At 37.9% G+C, this 22444-nt stretch carries 26 protein-coding genes, 1 other RNA gene and 1 pseudogene; 13 read left to right on the top strand and 15 right to left on the bottom strand.

Annotation, left to right across the window (positions count from 1 at the left end):
* Nucleotides 1-18: 18 nt before the first annotated feature.
* The 3 genes from ACLHDF_RS01310 to ACLHDF_RS01300 form a co-directional block, all read right to left on the bottom strand.
* Nucleotides 19-288 carry a YjcZ family sporulation protein gene (locus tag ACLHDF_RS01310; RefSeq protein ID WP_413917243.1) on the bottom strand — a complete coding sequence of 90 codons (270 nt, stop codon included), beginning with the start codon at nt 286-288 and terminating at the stop codon, nt 19-21.
* Between the two features lie 462 nt (nt 289-750).
* Nucleotides 751-1263 (bottom strand): hypothetical protein, encoded by a 513-nt coding sequence (locus ACLHDF_RS01305; RefSeq protein WP_413917242.1) that lies wholly within the window; start codon nt 1261-1263, stop codon nt 751-753.
* 4 nt (nt 1264-1267) lie between these two features.
* Nucleotides 1268-1477, bottom strand: coding sequence for a hypothetical protein (locus ACLHDF_RS01300; protein WP_014459119.1), 210 nt, complete (start codon nt 1475-1477; stop codon nt 1268-1270).
* Nucleotides 1478-1675: 198 nt separating this feature from the next.
* Here ACLHDF_RS01300 and ACLHDF_RS01295 point away from each other — a divergent pair, with 198 nt between their 5' ends.
* On the top strand, nt 1676-2215 hold the full coding sequence (locus ACLHDF_RS01295) for a GNAT family N-acetyltransferase (protein ID WP_413917241.1): 540 nt from the start codon (nt 1676-1678) through the stop codon (nt 2213-2215).
* A gap of 60 nt (nt 2216-2275) precedes the next feature.
* Here the strand turns inward: ACLHDF_RS01295 and ACLHDF_RS01290 are convergent, their stop codons facing one another.
* The 3 genes from ACLHDF_RS01290 to ACLHDF_RS01280 all read right to left on the bottom strand — a co-directional run bounded on the left by ACLHDF_RS01290 (nt 2276) and on the right by ACLHDF_RS01280 (nt 4374).
* Nucleotides 2276-2911 (bottom strand): FMN-dependent NADH-azoreductase, encoded by a 636-nt coding sequence (locus ACLHDF_RS01290; protein ID WP_413917240.1) that lies wholly within the window; start codon nt 2909-2911, stop codon nt 2276-2278.
* Between the two features lie 469 nt (nt 2912-3380).
* Nucleotides 3381-4016: an FMN-dependent NADH-azoreductase gene (locus ACLHDF_RS01285; RefSeq protein ID WP_413917239.1), complete on the bottom strand. Its 636-nt coding sequence runs from the start codon at nt 4014-4016 to the stop codon at nt 3381-3383.
* Between the two features lie 40 nt (nt 4017-4056).
* Entirely contained in the window at nt 4057-4374 is a 318-nt protein-coding gene (locus ACLHDF_RS01280; protein WP_013058076.1) for a winged helix-turn-helix transcriptional regulator, read from the bottom strand.
* Between the two features lie 220 nt (nt 4375-4594).
* Here ACLHDF_RS01280 and ACLHDF_RS01275 point away from each other — a divergent pair, with 220 nt between their 5' ends.
* From ACLHDF_RS01275 to ACLHDF_RS01260, 4 genes are all read left to right on the top strand, one after another.
* Complete coding sequence (locus tag ACLHDF_RS01275) at nt 4595-4837, top strand: spore germination protein (protein ID WP_413917238.1); 243 nt, start codon at nt 4595-4597, stop codon at nt 4835-4837.
* Nucleotides 4838-5154: 317 nt separating this feature from the next.
* Nucleotides 5155-5724 (top strand): LemA family protein, encoded by a 570-nt coding sequence (locus ACLHDF_RS01270; protein WP_413917237.1) that lies wholly within the window; start codon nt 5155-5157, stop codon nt 5722-5724.
* A complete protein-coding gene (locus ACLHDF_RS01265; RefSeq protein WP_413917236.1) occupies nt 5724-6494 on the top strand; it encodes a TPM domain-containing protein in 771 nt (256 codons plus the stop codon). The genes ACLHDF_RS01270 and ACLHDF_RS01265 overlap by 1 nt, the downstream gene beginning before the upstream one ends.
* 168 nt (nt 6495-6662) lie before the next feature.
* Nucleotides 6663-8033, top strand: a complete 1371-nt coding sequence (locus tag ACLHDF_RS01260; protein ID WP_413917235.1) for a DUF2254 domain-containing protein — start codon at nt 6663-6665, stop codon at nt 8031-8033.
* Between the two features lie 38 nt (nt 8034-8071).
* On the opposite strand, the gene ACLHDF_RS01255 is transcribed toward ACLHDF_RS01260, so the two are convergent.
* Together ACLHDF_RS01255 and ACLHDF_RS01250 are read right to left on the bottom strand one after the other, a co-directional pair.
* Nucleotides 8072-9376 carry an aldehyde dehydrogenase gene (locus ACLHDF_RS01255; RefSeq protein WP_413917234.1) on the bottom strand — a complete coding sequence of 435 codons (1305 nt, stop codon included), beginning with the start codon at nt 9374-9376 and terminating at the stop codon, nt 8072-8074.
* A 51-nt stretch (nt 9377-9427) separates the two neighbouring features.
* The gene (locus ACLHDF_RS01250; RefSeq protein ID WP_413917233.1) at nt 9428-10054 is read right to left on the bottom strand and encodes a nitroreductase family protein; all 627 of its coding nucleotides are present in this window, start codon (nt 10052-10054) and stop codon (nt 9428-9430) included.
* 287 nt (nt 10055-10341) lie between these two features.
* Between ACLHDF_RS01250 and ACLHDF_RS01245 the strand changes: the two genes are divergently transcribed.
* Both ACLHDF_RS01245 and ACLHDF_RS01240 read left to right on the top strand, forming a co-directional pair.
* Nucleotides 10342-11331 (top strand): DUF4003 family protein, encoded by a 990-nt coding sequence (locus ACLHDF_RS01245; RefSeq protein WP_413917232.1) that lies wholly within the window; start codon nt 10342-10344, stop codon nt 11329-11331.
* 132 nt (nt 11332-11463) lie between these two features.
* Nucleotides 11464-11736 (top strand): hypothetical protein, encoded by a 273-nt coding sequence (locus tag ACLHDF_RS01240; protein WP_413917231.1) that lies wholly within the window; start codon nt 11464-11466, stop codon nt 11734-11736.
* Here ACLHDF_RS01240 and ACLHDF_RS01235 read toward each other — a convergent pair.
* The 3 genes from ACLHDF_RS01235 to ACLHDF_RS01225 all read right to left on the bottom strand — a co-directional run bounded on the left by ACLHDF_RS01235 (nt 11672) and on the right by ACLHDF_RS01225 (nt 15239).
* The gene (locus ACLHDF_RS01235; protein WP_413917230.1) at nt 11672-12433 is read right to left on the bottom strand and encodes an MBL fold metallo-hydrolase; all 762 of its coding nucleotides are present in this window, start codon (nt 12431-12433) and stop codon (nt 11672-11674) included. The two genes, ACLHDF_RS01240 and ACLHDF_RS01235, sit on opposite strands and share 65 nt — an antisense overlap.
* 144 nt (nt 12434-12577) lie before the next feature.
* Nucleotides 12578-14032 carry a diguanylate cyclase gene (locus ACLHDF_RS01230; protein ID WP_413918240.1) on the bottom strand — a complete coding sequence of 485 codons (1455 nt, stop codon included), beginning with the start codon at nt 14030-14032 and terminating at the stop codon, nt 12578-12580.
* Between the two features lie 388 nt (nt 14033-14420).
* Nucleotides 14421-15239 (bottom strand): histidinol-phosphatase, encoded by an 819-nt coding sequence (locus tag ACLHDF_RS01225; RefSeq protein ID WP_413917229.1) that lies wholly within the window; start codon nt 15237-15239, stop codon nt 14421-14423.
* Nucleotides 15240-15487: 248 nt separating this feature from the next.
* Here ACLHDF_RS01225 and rnpB point away from each other — a divergent pair.
* Nucleotides 15488-15875, top strand: an RNA gene (gene rnpB / locus ACLHDF_RS01220) — RNase P RNA component class B.
* Nucleotides 15876-16164: 289 nt separating this feature from the next.
* Entirely contained in the window at nt 16165-16554 is a 390-nt protein-coding gene (locus tag ACLHDF_RS01215) for a VOC family protein (RefSeq protein ID WP_413917228.1), read from the top strand.
* A 333-nt stretch (nt 16555-16887) separates the two neighbouring features.
* On the opposite strand, the pseudogene ACLHDF_RS01210 reads toward ACLHDF_RS01215, so the two are convergent.
* Nucleotides 16888-17361, bottom strand: a pseudogene (locus ACLHDF_RS01210) (LysR substrate-binding domain-containing protein); the annotation flags it as partial.
* Between the two features lie 95 nt (nt 17362-17456).
* Here ACLHDF_RS01210 and ACLHDF_RS01205 point away from each other — a divergent pair.
* Entirely contained in the window at nt 17457-18341 is an 885-nt protein-coding gene (locus tag ACLHDF_RS01205) for a LysR family transcriptional regulator (protein ID WP_413917227.1), read from the top strand.
* Nucleotides 18342-18373: 32 nt separating this feature from the next.
* Here ACLHDF_RS01205 and ACLHDF_RS01200 read toward each other — a convergent pair whose 3' ends face one another.
* Nucleotides 18374-18895, bottom strand: a complete 522-nt coding sequence (locus ACLHDF_RS01200; RefSeq protein WP_413917226.1) for a MerR family transcriptional regulator — start codon at nt 18893-18895, stop codon at nt 18374-18376.
* Nucleotides 18896-19249: 354 nt separating this feature from the next.
* Here ACLHDF_RS01200 and ACLHDF_RS01195 point away from each other — a divergent pair, with 354 nt between their 5' ends.
* Nucleotides 19250-19564 carry an MGMT family protein gene (locus ACLHDF_RS01195; protein ID WP_413917225.1) on the top strand — a complete coding sequence of 105 codons (315 nt, stop codon included), beginning with the start codon at nt 19250-19252 and terminating at the stop codon, nt 19562-19564.
* Between the two features lie 35 nt (nt 19565-19599).
* On the opposite strand, the gene ACLHDF_RS01190 is transcribed toward ACLHDF_RS01195, so the two are convergent.
* On the bottom strand, nt 19600-19779 hold the full coding sequence (locus ACLHDF_RS01190) for a hypothetical protein (RefSeq protein WP_413917224.1): 180 nt from the start codon (nt 19777-19779) through the stop codon (nt 19600-19602).
* Nucleotides 19780-19887: 108 nt separating this feature from the next.
* Nucleotides 19888-20505: a LysE family translocator gene (locus ACLHDF_RS01185; RefSeq protein WP_413917223.1), complete on the bottom strand. Its 618-nt coding sequence runs from the start codon at nt 20503-20505 to the stop codon at nt 19888-19890.
* A gap of 136 nt (nt 20506-20641) precedes the next feature.
* Between ACLHDF_RS01185 and ACLHDF_RS01180 the strand changes: the two genes are divergently transcribed.
* Together ACLHDF_RS01180 and bla are read left to right on the top strand one after the other, a co-directional pair.
* Nucleotides 20642-21187 carry a cupin domain-containing protein gene (locus tag ACLHDF_RS01180; RefSeq protein ID WP_413917222.1) on the top strand — a complete coding sequence of 182 codons (546 nt, stop codon included), beginning with the start codon at nt 20642-20644 and terminating at the stop codon, nt 21185-21187.
* 170 nt (nt 21188-21357) lie between these two features.
* Nucleotides 21358-22290, top strand: a complete 933-nt coding sequence (gene bla, locus ACLHDF_RS01175; protein ID WP_413917221.1) for a class A beta-lactamase — start codon at nt 21358-21360, stop codon at nt 22288-22290.
* The last annotated feature ends 154 nt before the right edge of the window (nt 22291-22444 follow it).

Raw genomic sequence — 22444 nt, 5'->3', positions numbered from 1 at the left:
GAGTTTTTAATGTCTAGATTAACAATCATCGTGACAGAAACCGAAACCACATGCACCAATAATAATGAGTAAAATAAACAGTACGATGATAATGGCAAAACCATTACATCTGTGGTGAGGAATCCCATATCCACATTCAGGAATCAAATATCCATAATCCGGCATTGCATATCCGCAATCTGGAATCATATGCCCATAAGCAGGGGCTGTATAGCCATGGTGAGACATAGCAGGTGAGAACGGCATATTCTCGTGAGAACTAAACGGTGCGTTTACATTATCATGCATTTCATATCTTCCCTTCGTGTATAAAACTTTTATAAAGCTTTGATAAATTATTCATATGTTCCAAGGCCCTTACGTGAAGCTTATTCACAGCCCAATTATGGTTGATTGACTATATTTTATGGTGAATGGAAATGACGTAATGAGTTTTACGATGGGGTTCATGTTAAAGCTTCACGCGGCTTGTGACTGCTTAAATTGTTTCGGAAGGGAAAAGGGAAGGCTGTTCAATCTTTTTTAGTATATAACCGATGCTTCTAGAAACGATTATTATGAACGTTTCAATTACGAAAGCAGCTTATATCCAAGAGGTAAAAATGCTACTGTAATGCCTGCAAGATTTTACATATTTGCGTATCAAACAAACGATCAATGTATTGTTGTTACAGCGACTCTTTTAAGAGCTAGGAGAGGTGTAATGAAAAAAGCAGGCATATGCCTGCTTTTATTCATTATATAGTATAGTTAATTACCAACTGGATACATGGTTGTTACACTGTAGTCGTAGTCCTTGCCTCTGTAGTCGGTATACACAACTCTGACGTACTGATTTAAAGAGCTAACATACTTTTCTTTGACGTAATTGCCAGATTTATTATTGGTACCTTCTTCACCTTCGTTGATGACTTCTTCGGCAATAGACATCGCTTGTTTTTCATTTAAATACTTGCTGAATTGACTTTTACCATGGTAATTGTCCGCGCCTGGTTTTTGCATATGAGCGAGAATGTGGCAATATCCGTATTTATCATTTCCTTCTTGTAAGACAAGTTCTTTGCCGGTAAATAACCTGTCGCTTTGAGTCTCGGCAGAGCATTGATTGCTTGATGTAGTGCCCGATGTATTACTCGATGTGCTGCTTGAATTTTCATGCTGTTGAATGAGGGAAATGGGCGAGTTGTTGGTAAATACAGCAATGAGGGCAATAACAAGTGCTACAATGGTGTATACTATTTTGCTGTTTTTAAAGAAATCCATTACTTCATGCGTCTCCTTTTTGAATCAAAGTTAAAATCAAATCCACTTTCTTTTCTAGCTGATCAATTAAGTTTTGTTTCACTTGTTCTGATTGTAATAAAGCGCTTCTTAGTTCATCCATATCTTTTTGCATATATGCTCGATTTTCTTTTTCTTGCTGCAGCTCTTTTTGAAGAGCGTGTATCGTGGACAGCAATTCTTTATCTTGGTTCATTTCTACGTTCACCGCCTCTGTGTTGATAAAAAGCAACTTATGCCCACTATATAAAATACCACTATCCCAGATGTAAATCGACTATTTGTATAGGAAATGAGTCCTCTTGGGGAATATTTTAGCAGGATATTGCTAGTTGAGAGGAGTATAGTATGGTTTATGATGTATATAGGAGCTAGACAGAAAAGAGGGAAAAGCATGTTTCCGGAATTAGAGACACGACGGTTGCGGTTAAGGGAAATTGTAGAAAACGATGTGGATGAGATTTTAAAGTGCTTTTCTGATGAAGACGTGCTGCGCTATTACGGGCAAAAAACTTTGGAATCGATTGTTCAAGTGAAGCAGATCATTAAGAATTTTTCCAGAGGCTACGAAGAAAAGCAATTGATTAAATGGGGAATTCAGCTAAAAGGAAAGGAAAAGCTGGTTGGAACAATAGGGTTTCAAGAGTGGTCTTCAGAGCATAAAAAAGCAAATGTGAGCTATGCTCTTTTTCCAGAGTACTGGAACAAAGGATACGCAACAGGAGCCGTTCATGAAGCGATCTCTTATGGGTTTAACGGGCTTCACCTGAAGCGAATAGGAGCGGTTGTGTTTACGCAAAATAGCGGATCTATTACACTGTTAAGCAAATTAGGATTTAAAAAGGAAGGGACGCTAAGAGAGTACATGTACCAAAACGGCATCCCGTTTGATACATATGTTTATTCGCTACTGCGAGGGGAAGCAAAGATATAATTGTAAGCATAAAAAAAGGAACATGGGGAGATGTTCCTTTTTGCATTTTCTTAGTTGTTATTAGAAAGTACGTGCAGCTTCTTTAGCGCGAGCAATACCGTCTTCTTTAATTTCTTGTGCTTTGTCTGGCATTGCAGCTTGTCCTTCTACAAATAGGCTTCCGATAGAAGGAACACCGAAGAAGTTCATCATAATGCGCATATAGCGGTGGCCCATTTCTAGTTCACCAGCAGGACCGCGAGAGTAGATACCGCCGTTTGCTTGAATATGATACGCTTTTTTATCTGTTAATAGACCAACAGAACCTTCTTCTGTATATTTAAATGATTTTCCAGCTACTGCTACAGCATCTAAATAAGCTTTCATTACTGGCGGGAATGAGAAGTTCCACATTGGCGTAACAAATACATATTTGTCTGCTTGAGCAAATTGGTCACTTAACTCGTTTAAGCGAGCAACTTTGCGCTGTTCTTCAGGAGTAAGCGCGTCAAATTCTGCGCCACTTCCAAGTTTACCCCATCCGCTGAATACATCGCCATCCATGTGAGGGATATACTCTTGATATAAATTAACGTGAACAATCTCATCCGTTGGGTTTACTTCTTTATACTCATTAATAAATGCATCTCCTGCAGCCATACTGAATGATTGCGTTGCATCGTTAGGGTTTGCTGTAATATATAAAACTTTTGCCATAATTCTTTTCACCTTTCTGTCTTCAATATATAAAGTGTTGCTTAATGAATTAAAGATAGTATGTTTAAAAACATCTACTACGTTATTAATAGTAACTTACGTAATGAATTTAGTCAAAGGTTTTTTATCGATTTTTATCATATTCACAATTTTTTAAGAGGATTACACTTTTTAGTTTTGTAATTAAAACCTTTATAAATAAGGAGATATTTGGTTTTGAAGCGTAATTTTAAACAATATATTTTTAGGGAAAGTAGATTATTAAAAGATAAAAAAACATACATTTACATAACCTACGTTATTAATAGTAACAAATAATAACAGGACTCTACCTTTCGTTTAAGGTGTATTTTCAGCATAAAACGAGCCGAAAGGTGATAATTATTTCAAGGGAAATATAAGGCAGGGAAGAGGAGAGAAAAGAAAAAGACCTCGGTCAGCTTCGAGGTCTTTTTGATTCTTATTGAATTTAAAACGTTTTGGCCATTGAATGGGCTTTTTGGATGGCGTCTTCTTTAATTTGCGGAATTTGATCGGGGAACTTTACTTGCCCTTCAATAATAATGCTTTCAAACGCTTCAATTCCAAAAAAGTCCATCATAATTTCTAAGTAGCGGTGACCCATTTCTCTTGCCATTTCAGGGCCTTCTGAATACACGTCTCCGCGGGATTGAATGTGAAGCGCTTTTTTTCCTTTGAGCAACCCCTGTGCGCCTTCTTTTGTATATGTAAAGGTTTTACCTGACACGGTAATCGCATCAATGTACGTTTTCATAATCGCAGGGACGGAGAAATTCCACATTGGCGTAACAAAAATATATTTGTCCGCGAGTACGAACTGTCCGCCTAGTTCGGCTAATCGTCCTACTTTTAATCGTTCATCCGTTGATAAATCCTGGATGGAAGAGTGAGAACGAAGCTTTTTCCATCCGTTAAATACGTCTGCATCTAAGTATGGAATATCTGCTTGATATAAATCTAAATGCACCACATCATCTTCCGGATGTGTTTGCTTATATACGTCAATAAATTCTTTCCCTACGGCCATGCTAAGCGATTCATCTTCAGCTAAAGGGTGCGCAGTAATATAAAGAACATTTGCCATGATGCTCATCCTTTCTATGGAGTAATTTTAATCCTAAACTTTAATCTTGGACCCAGCTTTCGGCCCACTGGCTAATCGGTCCTAATATTTTGCCTAACTCTGTTCCTTTTTGAGTCAGCGAATATTCAGAACGGATAGGGCGATCCGGGATGACATTTCGGACAACGATTCCGTGATCTTCAAGTTCTTTAATCCGTTCTGTCAACAGTCTTCTGCTTAGGGCTGGTATACTTTCGTTTAATTCACTAAAGCGTTTAGGACCGCTCATAAGCACATAAATGATAAGCCCTGTCCACTTCTTGCCAATGAGTTCGAAACTTTTTTCTACTTTAGGTTGAATATCTTTTGGTTCGTCCATATTACGTATCCTCCTTCAAACAATATGGATGAAAAATAACTTATGCATTTATTGTAACAGAAAAAGCGTAAAAACATGTGGAAACTTTGGATGAAGCAGGGTGAAATGAATAATTTCACTAATATTTCTACCGTGCTGCTAGCTTATTAAAAGTTTTTCACACATAGGCTTGTCACAACATACGATGTACGAATCCAGTTTAAGAAAAGGTGGTATGAGCATGGCAGGAGTTATTAACATCTGTAACACGAGAATTAATGGTATGGCGAGAAACGGATCAATGAATTTTGGGGAAGTTCTTCACAACGGACACACAGCAGATGTTAAATCTGTTGGAATCAACTCAACGTATGGAGATATTTCAGCTGCCTATGCCCGAATGAAAAATACGAATTTGGACCCTGATATACTTGATCAAACAGATTTGGCGAACATTGATAACGCGTATGGAAATCAGATATAAAGGTGAGCTGCTTATAACAATTGACGTTGTAGGCAGCTTTTTAGTGTCTCTTCTTTCTAAGCGCATACTGGACAAGCCTCTGCTTTTTTCCATTCTTATACGATAAAACTAATTCCTTTATCTTAACACCAATAAAATAGTAAGGTATGACATGTGCAAAAAAGAGGCGAGACTATAAAAAGAGGTGCTACAAGAACAGTATAGGGATGCGCCATCTGTGTGAATCTAATAAAAATTGGTAAATAATGAATCTTTTTTGCCACTGGCTCGTATTAGTAAGTAGATTAATTATTTTGATGAGGAAAAGAGGTAGTCCATTGAAAAACAAAGGTTTGATCGCTGCGATCATTGTGTTAGTGATTGTTGCAATTTACGGAGTGAGCTCTTACAATAGCTTCGTTAGCGCAGAGGAAAATGTAGATAATAAATTTTCCCAAGTAGATAATCAATTAAAAAGACGATCTGATTTAATTCCTAACTTAGTGGAAACCGTCAAAGGCTATGCTAAGCATGAACAGGAAGCGATTGATTCAGTAACTCAGGCAAGAGCTCAGTTAGCTGGAGCTAAAACTCCTGAGGCCAAAGCAGACGCTGATCAACAACTAAGCGGCGCATTAAACCGCTTGCTTGTAGTGGTTGAAAAGTACCCGGATTTAAAAGCTAATGAAAACTTCAGAAGCTTAATGGATAGTTTAGAAGGGACGGAAAACCGACTTGCTGTAGCACGTAAAGACTATAACGATGAAGTCACACAGTATAATAAATCCGTTAAGCGATTTCCTAAAAACATGTTAGCGCATACGTTTGGCTTTGATGAAAAACCATATTTTGAAGTAACAAATGAAGAAAAAGAAGCGCCGAAAGTAGATTTTGGGAGCGATAATTGATGAAATTTCTTGCTTCGTTTGCTTTATTATTGTCTCTTTTATGTAATACAGTAAGCGTTGCTTTTGCTGCACCTGATATTCCGAATCCGGTAGGCGATATTTACGTTCAAGATTTTGCTCATCTTTTAAATGATCAGGAAAAAGCTGATATAAATCAAATGGGCAGAAAGTTAGATGATGAAACCAAAGCTCAAGTAGCCATTCTTACCGTGAATTCATTAGGTGATTCGGATGTAGAAGAGTATGCAAATGAAGCTTTTCGAAAGTATCAACTTGGTGATAAAAAGCTGAATAATGGCGTTCTCATTTTGCTCGCTAAAAAGGAACGGAAAATCCGGATTGAAGTAGGGTACGGGCTAGAAGGAGCTATTACCGATATCAAGTCTGGAGAAATTTTAGATTCTTATGCCATTCCTAATTTAAAAAATGAAAAATACGATACGGCTCTAGAAAGTACATACAAAGCTGTTTATAACCAAGTCGTGAAAGAGTATGATTTAGGAACAGATTTTGAACAAAAAGTGCCAAAAGCATCCCCGCCTTCTGATAGCGGCGTTCATTTAACAACACTTCAAACGCTGCTAATTGCAGCTGTTATTGTAGGCTTGCTTATCGTCGACTTCGTCTTTTTTAAAGGAGCCATCACTCAATTTCTGCTAAACTTCCTTGTGATGTTTGGAGGAAGAGGCGGCGGTGGTGGCAGCGGCAGCGGTCCTCGCGGAGGTGGAGGAGGAAGCTCTGGAGGCGGCGGAGCGAGCCGAGGCTGGTAATAAAATAACATAAAAAAACCAAGCTGGTGATAGAATCTGCTTGGTTTTTTTGCTTTGCGTTGGCTATATCTTAAAAAAATAGATTTTTCCACTGTATAAGCATAATTAGAAAATTTAAGGGAACTAAGAAAAAAGTTAGAGATTTACAAATAAAAAGGAAGGTTTTGTATGAATATATTTAAATGGATAGCTGCAAGGAAACAGCTCTCTCCTCGTGCTTTTAAAGATGAGTTAACTAGTCAAATATGGTTTAGTCCCTTAATTTATGCTTTTTTTTCTGTTCTTTTAGCTGCATTGACGCTGTTTCTCGACTATTATTGCAAAGTAGGAGAGAAAGTTCCTTCATTTTTTTCAATCAACATGAGTTTAACCAATACGTTAGTGAGTACGATTATGCCGGGCATACTGTCAATTACGACGTTTACTTTTAATTTAATGCTTGTTGTGTTTACATCTTTTGCAGCTCAGTTTTCTCCTCGTGTGTTAAAAAACTTCGCTTCTTCTAAATCTACTCAGCGAATTCTGGGGATTTTTATAGGAAGTTTTTTATATACACTATTTGTCTTTCTCTTTTTAAACAGTTCGCAAGTAGACGGGTATTTTGCTATCCCATTTGTGACGACAGCGCTATCGGTTTTTAGTGCAGGCACTTTTGTCTACTTTATTAATCATTCTGTTAAGTGGCTGCAAGTAAATCACATGACTCAATCGATGAAAACAGCGTCTATAAAAGCAGTTAAGACGACGATCCGCGAAGAACTCGAGATTCATCGAACGCAGTCTAGTTATAATGAACAGTTTTCTTTTCCTGAAGGAGAGAAAAACCCGGTATATATTCAAACATCTGGATATATTCAAACGGTGAACTATAGCCGATTGATTCACTGTGCCAAAGAGCATAATTTAGTCATAAAAATGGAGCGTGAAGTAGGGGATTATGTGCTTAGCGGAACCGTATTGTTTTACTATTGGTATAGAGATTCTGTAGAGGATGACGAAATTGATCACACCATTTTTCATCAATATGTCCATGTAGGGAAATCTCAAACTGATATTCAAGACACTACGTATATTATTACAAAGTTTGTGGAGATGGCCATTAAATCATTAGGAAATGATGATTTCAAAACCGCGGTTAACTCCATTCATCAAATCAGTGATATTCTTCGGGAAATTTGTGACGCTAGTCAATTTTCTTCTTATTTAGTGGATGATAGCGGCATCATACGAATGGTAATACCGGAGAAGAAGTTTGAAGATTTTTTGTATGATGGGTTCGCTAATATCCGGCACTATGCTAGACGTAATATTATCATTACAATGGAACTGCTCAAAACGCTCGGAAATCTAGCTGAGGCCATTGGCCCAGCTTATTACGACGACATCTGGGAGTTTGCTGTATACATTTCTATAGGCTTTGAAGAAGAGCATCTATTTGTTCAAGATAAAAAATATTTTTTACATATTCTTTGCGATTTAGCGGTTTCTACAAAGAAGGAAAAGCAATATGAACAAATCGCTAAACAAATGAAGGAGTAAAAAAAAGCCGAAGTCAACGCGTGGCTTCGGCTTTTCTATTATTTATTTGAACGTTTTAAGATGCTTTTAGCATGTGAAAATGTATCAAAGCTTGCTTTTCCGTGATACGCACCCATTCCGCTGTCACCAACGCCTCCAAATGGAAGGTAGTGAGATGTCATATGGTTAATTGTATCGTTAATAGAACCGCCGCCGAATGAAACGCTGTTTAAAATGTGATCTTGGATCGCTTCATCTTCAGAGAAAAGATAAAGTGCTAATGGTTTTGGGCGCTTCACGATTGCCTCGATTACTTCTGAGATTTCATCGTATACGATTACTGGAAGAATAGGTCCAAAGATTTCATCTTGCATCACGTCGTCTTCCCATGAGATATTGTCAAGAACAGTTGGCTCAATAAACAGACGAGAACGGTCCGTTTTGCCTCCTATCACAACATTTCCATTCGTTAAGAAATTGCTAAGGCGATCAAAATGCTTTTCGCTCACCACGTGAGGGAAATCTAGATTTTGTGAAACATCTTCACCGTACGTGTTTGTTACCACTTCTTTTAATTTCGCTAGCAGCTTGTCTTTTACATTTCGTTGGACAAGAATGTAGTCTGGCGCTACACAAGTTTGGCCAGCATTTGCAAATTTTCCGCGCGCAATGCGTGTTGCTGCTTCTTCAATATTTGCATCTTCGTGTACAATTGTAGGACTTTTTCCGCCTAGTTCTAGCGTAACAGGAGTTAAATGTTTGGCTGCCGCTTCTGCCACAATTTTGCCGACCATTGTACTTCCTGTAAAGAAGATATAATCAAAGTTTTCTTTTAGTAAAGCAGTGCTTGTTTCCACTTCACCTTCGACTACAGTCATGTATTCTTCAGGGAAGTTCTCATTAATCATTGAAGCAAGAAGGCTTGACGTGTGAGGTGTTAATTCAGAAGGTTTTAACACCACGCAGTTTCCTGCAGCAATCGCGCCTACTAGCGGTGATACAGCAAGTTGGAAAGGATAGTTCCAAGGTGCAATCACTAGAGCTAAACCGTACGGATCTTGATAAATATAGCTTTTTGCTCCCGCGTGAGTAGATGGGGTTTCTACTTCTTTTGGCGCTGCCCATTCTACAAGATTAGTAAGCGCAAAGTCGATTTCGCTTAGCACAAGGCCAACTTCTGCACGTTTTGCTTCAAACTCTGGTTTATTAAGATCAGCTTTTACTGCTTTTAAAATGTCGTCTTCATGACGTACAACAAGTCCTCTTAATTTTTTTAGCGTCTCGATACGGAATGCAACGTCTTTTGTTTTACCGCTGCGAAAGAATGAAAGTTGTTTTTTTGTAAGTTCTTGATAGTTAGTCATCAGAGAGTCTCCTTTTAATTCACATTTTTACGCAACTTAATTTCTTTTTGCTTATTTCCAAGTTGTAACTGTATCGACCGGTAAACGGTAAGAAGCATGGCCTTCGCTTGCAGCTTTTCCGATTGAGATCAGCATAATTGGAATATAACGTTCTTTATCTAGACCGAACGCTTCTGCGATTACTTCTTTTTCGTATCCGCCGATTGGATTTGTATCATATCCGTGAGCGCGAGCAACAAGCATAAGCTGCATAGACACAAGACCTGAATCAATCAAAACGATGTCTTTCATATCTGCTTTTGGCATGTTTTCATAAATTGGCTTGAAGAAATTCAGCTGCTGTTCTTTAATGTCTTGAGGCATGTAGCCAAGCTCTACTGCTTTGCCGAAAATTTCGTCTGCATATTCGACGTTGTTCATATCACCAAACACGGCAATAACAGCTGAAGATGTATTAACTTGTTCGCTGTTAAACTTCGCAAGTTCAGCTAATTTTTCTTTTCCTTCCGGTGTTTCAATCACAACAAAGCGCCATGGCTGCATATTAACAGAAGAAGGAGCGCGCATAGCTTCTGTAAGGATCTCTTCCATTTCCTCACGGCTAATTTTTACTGAAGGGTCATATTTTTTAATTGAACGACGCTTTAAAGCAATTTCATTAAAATCTTTTATAGGCATAGTAATTATTCCTTTCTCCTGTGGGTTTAAAAACAGTTATTGTGCATTTTTATATTTTAATTGCGAACAATTGTTTGATATATCAATAATTGATACATCAACAATATAATACATTGATTTGAGAATTGCAAGGGAAAAAGTTTAACCTTTTTTAATAGAACAAAATAAAAGACCTCGGAATATTCCGGGGCTTTTTTGTAATAAATGCATGAGGTATTTACCAAATATTGAAACTTTTGTTGAAGTGTTACGTATATAAGCTAACAACTAATAAAGGGCGTGTTGATATGGTGCCAAAAACGATTCAACAAAAAGTAGATCAATTTAAAGATTTTTATATAAGCTTAAAAAATGAACTTAAATGGAAAGTGGCAGATCCAAAGCAGTTTATGGCTATCGCTTCCACATATGTAGTGAAAGGAAAATCGCTCCAGCTTCCACATTATATCGAGTTAAGTGACTATATTAAGAATCAAGTAGGGATGTTTTCTACATTAAAATCATCACAGCGTTTTACGATAGCAGCCATGTTAGATACTCGCTATGAGAATCCTAAAGAAACGTTTCATGAATTTCTTGACGTATATGATCAATTAGTACAAGGGGGGGTTAATAGAGGAGCATTTACGTATATTGCGGCTTCCGCTATGCTGTCGAATCAGTCTAGTCAAAATCATAAAGAAATGATTCGAAGGTCTGTAGAAATTTATCAAGGCATGAAAAAGAAGCATCTTTTCCTTACATCAAGCGGTGATGTACCTCTTGCTGTGTTATTAGCTGAAACGAGCGAGTCCGTTGATGATTTAATGCATGAAATTGAACACTTCTATACTACGTTAGGGCAGTATGGATTTAAAAAAGGAAATGACCTTCAATTTCTAAGTCATATTCTCTCAATTGATAAAACTTTAGATGCAGATGCACTTATTGAAAGATGCCTATCAGTAAAAGAAACCTGTGAATCCGTAGGTATTAAAGTAAAAGCAATGCATTACCCGGTTGTTGGATTATTAGCGCTGTTTGAGAAACCAGAAAATGAAATCGAAATTATCTATCAAGTGGTGAAACAGTTAAATGCAGACAAACTTTTTAAGTGGCATAAAGACATCAACGTTATGCTGGCAGTTAATTTGGTTATCAGTGAAAAACTAAACAATTCTAGACTGGTCGAAACGGGCATCTATACAACGATTGAAACGATTATTCAAGCTCAGCAAGCCGCTATGCTCGCAGTTATCGCGAGCACTTCAGCAGTTACTGCTACGACTACTACTTGATAAATTAAAAGGCTATAAAAAGAGGCTGGGACAAAAGTATGTTAGTTGAAGGAAGATCCAAACGATGAATCGTTCAGATCTTTTTATTGGTAAGGTGAAGGTAGGCTTACTCGATTTAGTTGATTCTAGCTGTTGATTGGAGGGCAAGGCGAAGACTCCTGCGGAAAAAGCGGAACAGGTGAGACCCCGCAGGAGCGGAGGCGACGAGGAGGCTCACCGGCCGCCCGCGGAAAGCGAAGCCTTGCACGGAAATCAACAAGCGGTGTCATAAACGATCCATACGAACTCATTTCTCCGTCTTTAGAATGGAATGATTTCGTTATGTCTGAATCTCTTTTACTTACAGAGTATAAACTTCGCCATCATCTGGAACAAAGACGTGAGACGACATGTCTTTTTCTTTAATAAAGCTTTTTAATTCTTCTCTTGATAACGTCCAGTGATTCACAGCTTCCATATGGATAGAAATAATGGTAGCTTGAGGAGCCGCTTTGTATACTTCGTAAATATCTTCTTTCCCCATCACAAGAGAACCGCCATCTAAAAATTGGTTATCTCCTCCGTTCACAACAATGACATCCGGTTTATGTGTGTTGATTTCTTCTCCAACAGCAGGATACCATACCGTATCGCCAGCTACATAGAGCGTTTTTTCGCTATCGTGTTTAAAAACAACTCCGCATACTAAACCGGCAAGTTTTAAAATTTCTCCTCTTCCGTGCTCGCCTTTTGTTTTGGTTAATTGGATGCCTTTAAAGACTGTATTCTTTGTTAGTATTTCTACATTTTTGAAACCAGCATCTCTTACTACTGCGGCATCTTCTTCATTTTGAACAAACATTTTGATGTCTTTTGGCAAAGCCTGCTTAGCCGCATCGTCAAAATGGTCTAAATGAAGGTGAGTGACAATAACTGCATCTACATTTTGAATAATCTCTTCAACGGATATCGGCAAACTTACTAAAGGGTTGTTTTGATCCTGTCTGATCGAATTTGGGAAAGGAGGGTACGTGCCTTTCTCAGCTAACATGGGATCAATTAAAAACGTTTTGCCTGCGTATTCGACAATTAAAGTGGCATTACGAATATGTGTAATCTTCATCTATATCTCTCCTTTTTTTAATCTACATCTAGTTTATAGGGTGAGCTATTTGCAAATACATAGATAAAATCAAGTCTTTTAGCACTTTTACTTGATAAATGAAAGAATGTTAGTTAAAAGCAAAAAGAACCAAAACAGTGCTGTTCAGGTTCTTTTTAGGATTTCTTTTTTCTCTTCATACACACGTACTTGGTTGCGTCCGTTTTGTTTGGCAGAGTACAGGGCGATATCTGCTTTATTTAAAAGGTCATCTAATGTTTCATTTTCTTGTTTTGCTGCTTGTGCTACTCCAAGACTGAGCGTAACAGAAATGGTTTCTTCATTAATTAGTAAAGGCTGAGTCTCAACGTGCCTGCGAAGCTGATTGGCAAGGACTTCAGCTTCTGGTGATGTATAGCCCTTTAGCGCGAGTACAAACTCTTCACCGCCGTACCGAGCAAAAAGCGCTACTTGCGGTAATATGGACTGACAGGCTTTTACGATATGTACAAGCACTTGATCGCCAGCAGAATGATCATACGTATCGTTCACTTTTTTAAAATAATCGATATCAATTAAAAGAAGCGTAAAAGAAGATGCGCACTTCTTTGCTTCATCGAATGCTTGCTTACTGTGCTGGAAAAAAGCTCTGCGATTATAAATTTGCGTCAGCTCATCGTAATAAGCTTGATTTTCAAGCTTCAGCTGAAGTCTTTTTAGCTCCGTAATAAAAATAAGCATCAAGCCGTGACTATTGTTAGCATACTGTAAAGGGGAGGTGCGAACTTGATACGTATACTGAGATTGATCCGCAGAAAAAAGCTGTAGTTCTTGACTGCTTATTGTATTTTCTAATGTAAAAGGAAACGAACTGCCCGATAACATTAGCCAAATATCAGAAAAACGTTTCCCGAACATCGATTTTTTCAGCTGCGGAAACATGTTCTTAGACGCTAAGTTAAATTCAATTAATCTGTAAGCTTCATCAAGCACGATAACACCATCATTGATGCTGTTAAATATCGCATCTTTAGCAATAGGCATGACCGTAAACATACGAGACGAGTTAATAGACCATAAATATAAGAAAGAAGAAACCCATAAAACCATAGGCACTGGATCAATTCCCTGCGGCGTAAAGCCCATTAAATAGATAAAAGCTGTGACCATAGGGAATAATTGCCCGACCATCAATGCGATTAGCTGCAGGCGGTAAGCTTTTGCTGTTTCTTTCCAACGGTAAACAGCAAGCAAAAAAGCAACAAACATAGATGAAAAGATGAACATTCCATGAATCATATACCATGTCCCAATTTCTTGATGAGTGTAAGGAGCACCTAAAACTGGATCAATTGCAAACACTCGGTAGTGAAGATGATGCCAGGCGTTTGTTGCGACCATAATCAAACTAATAAAAGGAATGATAAAAAGTGCCAAAATATGTTTTTTCCTTACCTTTATGCCTACATACTGCATAACAAACAGCAGTCCTGCAGGAGGTGAAAAAGGCATCCCTATGTATTGAATGACGGTCCAAAATTTCATTTCCTCGAGGTTAACCGATAGTAAGCTAAACGCCGCGCCAATACAATAAACGGTGGTGAAACCTGTATGAAGAATAAATAAATGCGCAATGTTGGCTTAGTGATGTCGCTTAATAAATACATAAAAGCACAAGTATAAATTAAGAACACCAGACGTGCAGATAAGCGTGATATAAGCGGTTAAATCTAAATTCACAATTGCATACCTCATTAAGAAAGCATTTTTACTTAAATGTAGCACAGTTGAAAATAAAAGTGGATGTTTTATTATTCAAACTAATTGTTATATGGAGTTATGAGGTATAACTAATTGTTTTCAAATCTATAGATAACCTAAGCGATAAAGAGTAAGAAGTTATGAGTACTAGCAAATTTAAAAAACTGTCCTTTTGATACTTTCTAGCGTCTAAAGTAGGGATTCTTAAGCAGTAAAATCACCTTTAACTTCTTTAGCTGTGTATCTTTCACAAAGATACCACCTGCATTTTTTTCTGTCTAAAAAAGACCCAATCTGTAAAACCTATTTCTTTAAGACGCTTTTTTACCAATTCAAAGTCGTCGCCAATACGCTCCGGGTCATGAGCATCAGAACCGAATGTAATGTGTACCCCGTAGTACAGTGCTCTTTCCAAAATATCGTCTGCAGGATACCAGCCTCCGCAGTCTTTGGTTTTGCCTGATGTATTCACTTCTATGGCAATATCATGTGCTGAAATCACTTTTAGCGTCTGATCAATTACATCCGTCTGGATAGAAGAAAAAGAAGGATAAAACCCTTTCATGGCATCGATATGTCCAAGAATCTGAAACATCTTACTCCGGGCGGATTCTTCGATCAATTGATAATACGTTTCTTTTGTGCGCTGCTTTTCTTGTTGAGAAAGACCTTCCCAACGTTTTTTGTGAAAGATGCTGATTTCATCAACTTGATGGACAGAGCCGATTATGTAATCAAATGGATATTTTTCATAGTTGCTTTGGTATATTCCCGCATGCTCGGGAAAGAAATCAGACTCCACACCTAACAGCACTTCAATTTTCTCTTTATATTCTTCTTTTAGTTTCAAAATCTCAGCTACATATCCGGAAAATGCGCTTTTTCCCATAGCAATGTGAGGATACGGCTGGTCTTCTTCGTTCGCAAAGTAAGGAGAATGGTCTGAAATCCCAATGATATCAAGGCCTTTATCAATAGATGCCTCTATATAATCTCGAATCGTTCCGCGAGCATGTCCGCATCGGTCATGATGGGTATGAAAATCAAATTTTAAATCAGCGTTCATGTATCATCACCTCTGTTATCTTTTTATATAGTTTATAGAATATTCTACAAAGAAACACAGTATCCCTCGTAGAAATGGATTAAAAGAATATTTCTTGGGCTTGCTGATGTTTCATCTAATAAAAAGATTGTACAGAAACAAGTTATTTTATTTAAGCTGCTGCAAAAATTGAAATGGAATCTATACCAAAAGTTACATTTGATTCGGTAAGCTAAAATGCATATACTATTAATACACGATCTGAAATAACGTTCAGGTAATCGCTGCATCATTTGATGTAGAGGAAAGTCCATGCTCGCACGGTGCTGAGATGCCCGTAGTGTTCGTGCCTAGTGAAAAAATAAGCTAGGGCAGCTTGGCTTATAGCTTAGCTGACGGCGGAAAAAACACCTAAGTCTTCGGATATGGTCGAGTATCCCTGAAAGTGCCACAGTGACGAAGCTTTGCTGGAAACAGCAAAGGTGGAACGCGGTAAACCCCACGAGCGAGAAACCCAAACAATGGTAGGGGAACTGTCTCTAAGGAATTAAACGGAGAGACGGACGGTTACATGTGTAATCGTAGATAGATGATTACCACCTGAGTACGAGATTAAAATCGTCTGCAGTACAAAGGTACAAAACATGGCTTATCGAACGTTGTTGAAACAGAGACTGACTATAAATAAGTACCCATAACAAACCAATGAGGTTTGTTTTTTTGTTTGTTATTTTTTCAAACCATAGCGCAGACTCATTGATAGAGTATTTGAATTTTCCTCACCGCAGTATGAGGACTTGCTATTCTTTCTTACCAGAAGGATTTAGGTTTAACTGAGATCCGCTTTTTCTTTACATAGAGAAAAAAGGTATATGCAGATACATATTGCCTAAATTGCTGTATAGTTTACTTGTACTTACTAATTATGGGGAAAGGGAGAATATCGATGATTAAGAAAATGGAACATACAGCGATTATTGTTGCGAATATGGATAAAACGATTCACTACTACTCAGATATGTTTGGCTTTAAAGTTCGCCTTCGAGGCTCTACAACAAAAAGAGAGATGGCTTTTTTGTATCTTGAAGAACAGCTGGGTATCGAAATTGAGCTCATTCGAGATATTGATCCTATTGGCGAGTATAACAAAAGCGGAGTTGTTAACCACCTTGCGTTTACGGTAGAGGATATAAATAAGGCTATTAAACATTATAAGAACAAAGGAATTAAATTTTTATCATCTGAGCCTCAGCCAACACTTGAGGGTGGACGTATGATTTTGTTTCACGGACCTAATGATGAATTGCTGCAGTTAGTAGAACGGGTTAAAATCTAAAAAAGTTTACTTTAAAGGGGTACATACAAGAAAAAATGCGTTTTACATTGAGGTGTTTAATGAAAATAGCCTTGCTATGATACATTTGTAGCTAACACGAGCGCTATTGTTAGCAAGTATACAGTACACTTAGGTAATGGATTGGCATCAGTTAGTTTCGCGGTATCGTTATATGAAAACGGCTTGTATTAATCTAGAAATCTACCACTTTTAACTTGGTTTCGAGTATGTGCTATGAGATAAAAAAACTGTCCCTCTAATTATAATGTCTGATAACTAGAGGGGCAGTTTTGCATGCAAAACAAATTTAATTTATTTTTATCGAGTCCTTGTCTATACAGACTGTAGGGTTAGCTCGATAAATTTTTCAACAGCAGGAGATTGCCACTTTTTTGCCTTGACGAGTAGATGCGAGTAGAAAGGCTCAAATTGTTCATTGTGTTCAAGAATATTCAATAACCCTTTTTCAACCTCATTTTTTACGGTGATATAAGGGAGTACAGAAAATCCTAATCCGCTCATTACCGACTGTTTGATTGCTTCTAAACTCCATAGCTCCATTGTTTGAAATTTAGGTAGTTTATGAGCAGCCAAATATTTTTCAAACATCGAACGATAACTGCATCCCTCTTCGTTTGTTATAAAGAAGTCAGTAGTTCCATTGGTTTTATAATCGTCAAAGTGCTGATTTTTATCTGGGCTTGTAATTAAAACAATTTCTTCTTTATGCCACTGATGATGAATGTAATTATCTGCTTCTAATTTTGGCCAGACCATAAACGCAACATCAACATCGCCGCTCAATAGCAGCATCCTCTATTTATAATGTATAATTTATTATAATTACATTTTCTATGTATCTGTGTAATGAGTGAAGTAGCTTGATAAGGAGATGGTACGAAGTGGAATGGCAGCAGTTTAAATATTTTCAAACGCTAGCACGTACGCAGCATATGACGCGCGCAGCAGAAGAGCTATTAATTACTCAGCCTGCGCTCAGTCGTTCAATCGCTCGTTTTGAAGAGGAAGTAGGGGCGCCGTTATTTGATCGGCAAGGGCGTTCCATTCGATTAAATCAATATGGTAAAGTTTTTTTGAAGCGTGTAGATAATATGATGAAAGAATTTAATAAAGGACAAGAGGAGATTCAGGCGCTGCTAGATCCTGAAAAAGGGCAGGTGTCACTTGGATTCTTACATACGCTCAGCACAGATTTGATTCCAGATTTAATTGCTTCGTTCCGCTGTGCATATCCTAAGGTGAATTTTCAGCTGAGACAAAGCCCTTCTCACGTTCTTCTTGAGCAGCTGCAGCTGGGCGAACTAGATCTTTGTTTGATTGCGCCAATGGAAGAGAAATCGTTCATTAAGTGGCAGCATCTTTGGAGTGAAGAGCTGTTTGTGATTGTGCCGAAAAATCATCGGTATGCTGATCGTAAAAGTATCGCACTAGAAGAAATTGCCGAGGAATCGTTTATTCACTTAAAAGAAGGTTTTTCCCTTCGTCTCACTTTTGAGCAGTTATTTGAAGAGACGGGGAGAATGCCTAACATCATGTTTGAAGGAGAAGAAGCTGATACCGTAGCAGGACTTGTAGGAGCCGGCTTAGGAATTTCTATTCTTCCAGATTTACACGGAATAGATCAAAGTAAAATAGTGAAAATCTCATTAGCTAAAGCCAATTGCCACCGAGTAATTGGACTAGCATGGATTGAAGGAAGATATCTATCACCGGCTGCTAAACAGTTCAGAAAATTTGTTTTACATAAATTTAATGACCAGAAATAAAGGTGTTTCATAGTCTAGGCTTGTTTACAAACCTAGTGCTTTTTTCTTTTAAATAACCTTTTTAAAATCGATCGTTTTTTACCTACTACGCTGCTTTCTTTTGAAGCTTCTACTAATTCTGAAATGGCCTGCTGTTCACGCAAGCTTTTACGCAAGGATTGAATAAGCTGCTTATCTTTTTCCTGAAGAATTTGTTTGGTATCAGGCTCTTGTTGGGGTGCAGGCTGTGTAGGAAGTTCGGGAGATGTCTGCTGCTGGTCGGCTTCTTCTGCTGTGTCTTCATCTGCTTCTAGAGAAACAGCAGCCTGGTCTTTGCTTATAGTTAAAGAGAATTCTTTTTGCAGCGATTCATAGATGTTTTCTGCTTGATAGCCATCATCATAAAGCTGCTTGATTTTCAGTAAAACGGTCGTAGCCGCAGCTTCGTATTGTTTTGGTCGATGATCTTCTCTTTGTATAAAGAAATATTGGAATTTATCTATATATCTTCTGATGGTTGAAGTAGAAATATTCGTTTCTTCAGATAACTCTTTTACACTAAGCCATTTTGTCATTTTCTCACCACTTTTTAAATGATTACTTATTCGTCAGCATCAATTTGAAATCATACTAGTATCTACTTTTTATCTTATCATGTAATGCTTCTAAGTACCTTGCTGTGTTGATTTCTGTAACGTTTTTATAATCACAGTGTCATAAATGAGGTATAAGCTGCCACTCGCACAAAGATTTGTTAGTTGAAGAATAGGAAATGATCAGCAAGCATTTATCCGAGGTATATTGAACAATGATGAACGTACTGCTTATATATTATCTTATAATGTCGCTGAAGAAAAATCGAGTGATTACTTCATTGTTTATTGATTATGGTAATGTTGTACTAAAGAAGAGAAAAAAGGAGAGATGACGTGAGTTTTACAGAACGAGCAGTAGCTATCATTAAACAAATCCCCCGTGGAAAAGTAATGACATATGGACAAATTGCCTGCTTGGCTGGAAGTCCGCGAGGTGCAAGACAAGTTGTAAGAGTTTTGCACTCGATGAGTAAAAAACACAAACTGCCTTGGCACCGAGTCATTAATTCCAAAGGAGAAATTGGATTGAAAGACGAAGAAATGCATCTTGTTCAAAAACTTTCCCTTGAAGCGGAAGGAATACTCGTTTCTTCGGAAGGAAAACTTGATCTTAAACTCTATCTGTATGAACCTGACTTGCATAAATAACAAACGAAATTGAGGCAGAATGAAACCCATCCAAACTACAGACGAACAAATGAGATAAATGATCTAGTATGAATCGCTTGTGACACCGCTGTTGATTTCCGGGCAAGACTTCGCTTTCCGCGGGCAGCCGGTGAGCCTCCTCGTCGCTTGCGCTCCTGCGGGGTCTCACCACTTCCGCTTTTCCCGTAGGAGTCTTCGTCTTGCTCTCTAATCAACAGCTAGAAGTACCTACATTTACCCTACCAATAAAAAAATCCGAACGAGTTTGATTCTCCATTAAGAATCAAACTCGTTCGGAACTTCCTTCAACTAAAATACTTTTGTTATTTATGTTTTTCAAAAGCGAGCTTTAATCCAAACCCGATTAAAACGACTCCTGTTGCTTTATCCATAAAGCGCTGAACGCTAGGGGTTGTGAGCCATTTTCGTAAATAGTTTATAAAAAAGACGAATACGAAAAACCACGTTATAGCAAAAATTGTATACGCCATACCCATAAGAAGTAATTGAATCGTTACATTTTGATCAGTTTGAACAAATTGAGGTAAAAAAGTTAAGAAAAACACCGCCACTTTTGGGTTAAGGATGTTTGAGACAAGACCCTGACGAAAAGCGGATGTTTCTTTTGATTTTTCCTCTTTTGCAGAAGAAACTGTATCGCTTTTTTTAGAAAGTAAAGCAGAGATTCCTAAGTACATTAAGTAGAGGGCTCCTGCGTATTTTACCGTTTCAAATGCAAGGGCTGACTGAAGGAGAAGAGCAGACAAGCCAAACGCGGCGGCAAGTGTATGAACTAAAGAGCCGCTTGCCAATCCTAATGCCATTTTATAGCCGCCCGTTTGTCCATCTGCCATCGTTCGTTTGGTGATAAGAGCAGTATCGATACCAGGGCTCATAATAACAAATAATGTGAGAACCAAAAAGGTCAAGATGTCATTCATTTTTTTCTTCCTCCTTGCTGTGATAAAATCAAACTACATTTTATTTATTAAATATAATTTAACATAATTAACTCAATTTATTAATTATTATTTAATAAAATTAAATACAATTAAATACCCTTATGGAGGAATCATAATGGAAAATATAAATATTGGAAAAAAAGTAGAGAAATTTCGAAAAGAAAAGGGACTAAGCAGTCGAGAATTAGCAAAATTGGCAAATATCACGCCGTCTATGTTAAGTCAAATTGAACGTGGATTAGCTAACCCGTCTATTTCAACGCTGAAAATTTTAGCTAAATGCCTCGACGTTCCTACTTTTAGCTTTTTGCTTGAAGAAATAAATACATCTCATTTAGTTGTACGGTCGACTGAGCGTAAAACGATGAAGATAAAAGAGTTAACGTATTCATTATTATCACCGGACTTTACGGGAAATCTAGCTACAGCGATTATGGAAGTACCACCGATGATGGCTTCATCAGAATTTCCTTTAGCACATAAAGGGGAAGAAGTAGCGTACGTCTTGGAAGGGAAAATTAAAGTGTATTTGGAAGAGGAAGTATACGTGTTAGAAAAAGGAGACAGCGTCAAGATCCCTTCACATCTGAAGCACAAATGGGAAAATACGTTTGATGAGAAAGCCGTTATTTTATTTTCCGTTACGCCGCCTGTTTTTTAAACATATTTACCGTTTTCATGCTAGTCGTCTTCATTGTTAGACACTTTTATTATATAAATGTGATAAAACTATCATGTTTATATATGTAAACAATTGATAAAATAGCATTGTTGGTAATCTCTACCTAAGAGAATACATACTAAATATTTTTTGAAAGGTGTTGGCTGGTAATGAAAGTATGGAAAAACATGTTGCGTACCTCAAAGCTCAAAAAAATGATGCCCGCATTCCTTCTGTCTTGCGCGGCGGTTGTAGGCTTTTCAAGCAGCGGGGTACAGGCTGAAACGATGAAATGTAAAAAACAAGAAACTATGAGTGATCGAGAGTTTGCTAAGCTTGAAGAAAAATATGATGCTAACCTTGGTGTTTTTGCTTTAGATACTGGCACAAATAAAACGGTAACGTATCACTCGGACGAGCGTTTTGCTTATGCGTCTACTCATAAGGCTCTGGCTGTCGGTGCACTTTTACAGCAAAAGTCAATTGAAGATCTTAACGAGCGAATTTTTTATACGCGTGATGACCTTGTGAACTACAATCCAATCACAGAAAAATATGTTGATACAGGCATGACGCTTGGAGAACTCGCGGATGCATCGCTTCGCTACAGTGACAATACGGCAGGGAATTTGATTCTGCAGCAGCTGGGAGGACCGGACGGATTTAAAGAAGCTTTAGAAAAAATAGGAGATGATGTGACGCTGCCTGAGCGATTCGAACCTGATTTAAATGAAGTGAATCCAGGAGAAATCCACGATACAAGTACACCAAGAGCATTAGCTACAAGTCTTCAAACATATGTACTTGGACAGGTACTTCCTGCAGAAAAACGTGAACTTCTAACGGATTGGATGAAGCGAAATACAACAGGTGATGCGTTAATACGAGCTGGTGTGCCGAAAAGCTGGGAAGTAGCGGATAAGACAGGCGCAGGCTCATACGCGACACGAAATGATATTGCCATCCTGTGGCCGCCAAACGGAGATCCAATTGTTCTAGCGATCCTTTCTAATCGCGCGGAAAAAGACGCGGAGTATAATGATAAACTGATTGCAGAAGCAGCTAAACAAGCAGTAAAGGCTCTAAAAGTCACTCGTAAATAGAAAGTAAAAATGGATAATAGTAGTATAAATGTAAAAAGTAAATACTAGCTGATTTATCCAAGCGCTTATTCTAAGTGCTTGGATTTTTTTGTTGCTATCAACTCTTTTATTCTCCGCCATGATGAATGGAAGACTCTTAAAATTAGTTAAATCG

The organism is Priestia megaterium, assembly GCF_046599315.1.
Classification (GTDB): Bacteria; Bacillota; Bacilli; order Bacillales; family Bacillaceae_H; genus Priestia; species Priestia megaterium_F.
Note: the sequence above shows the minus strand (reverse complement) of the source record. Positions and strands in the feature narration are given on the sequence as shown.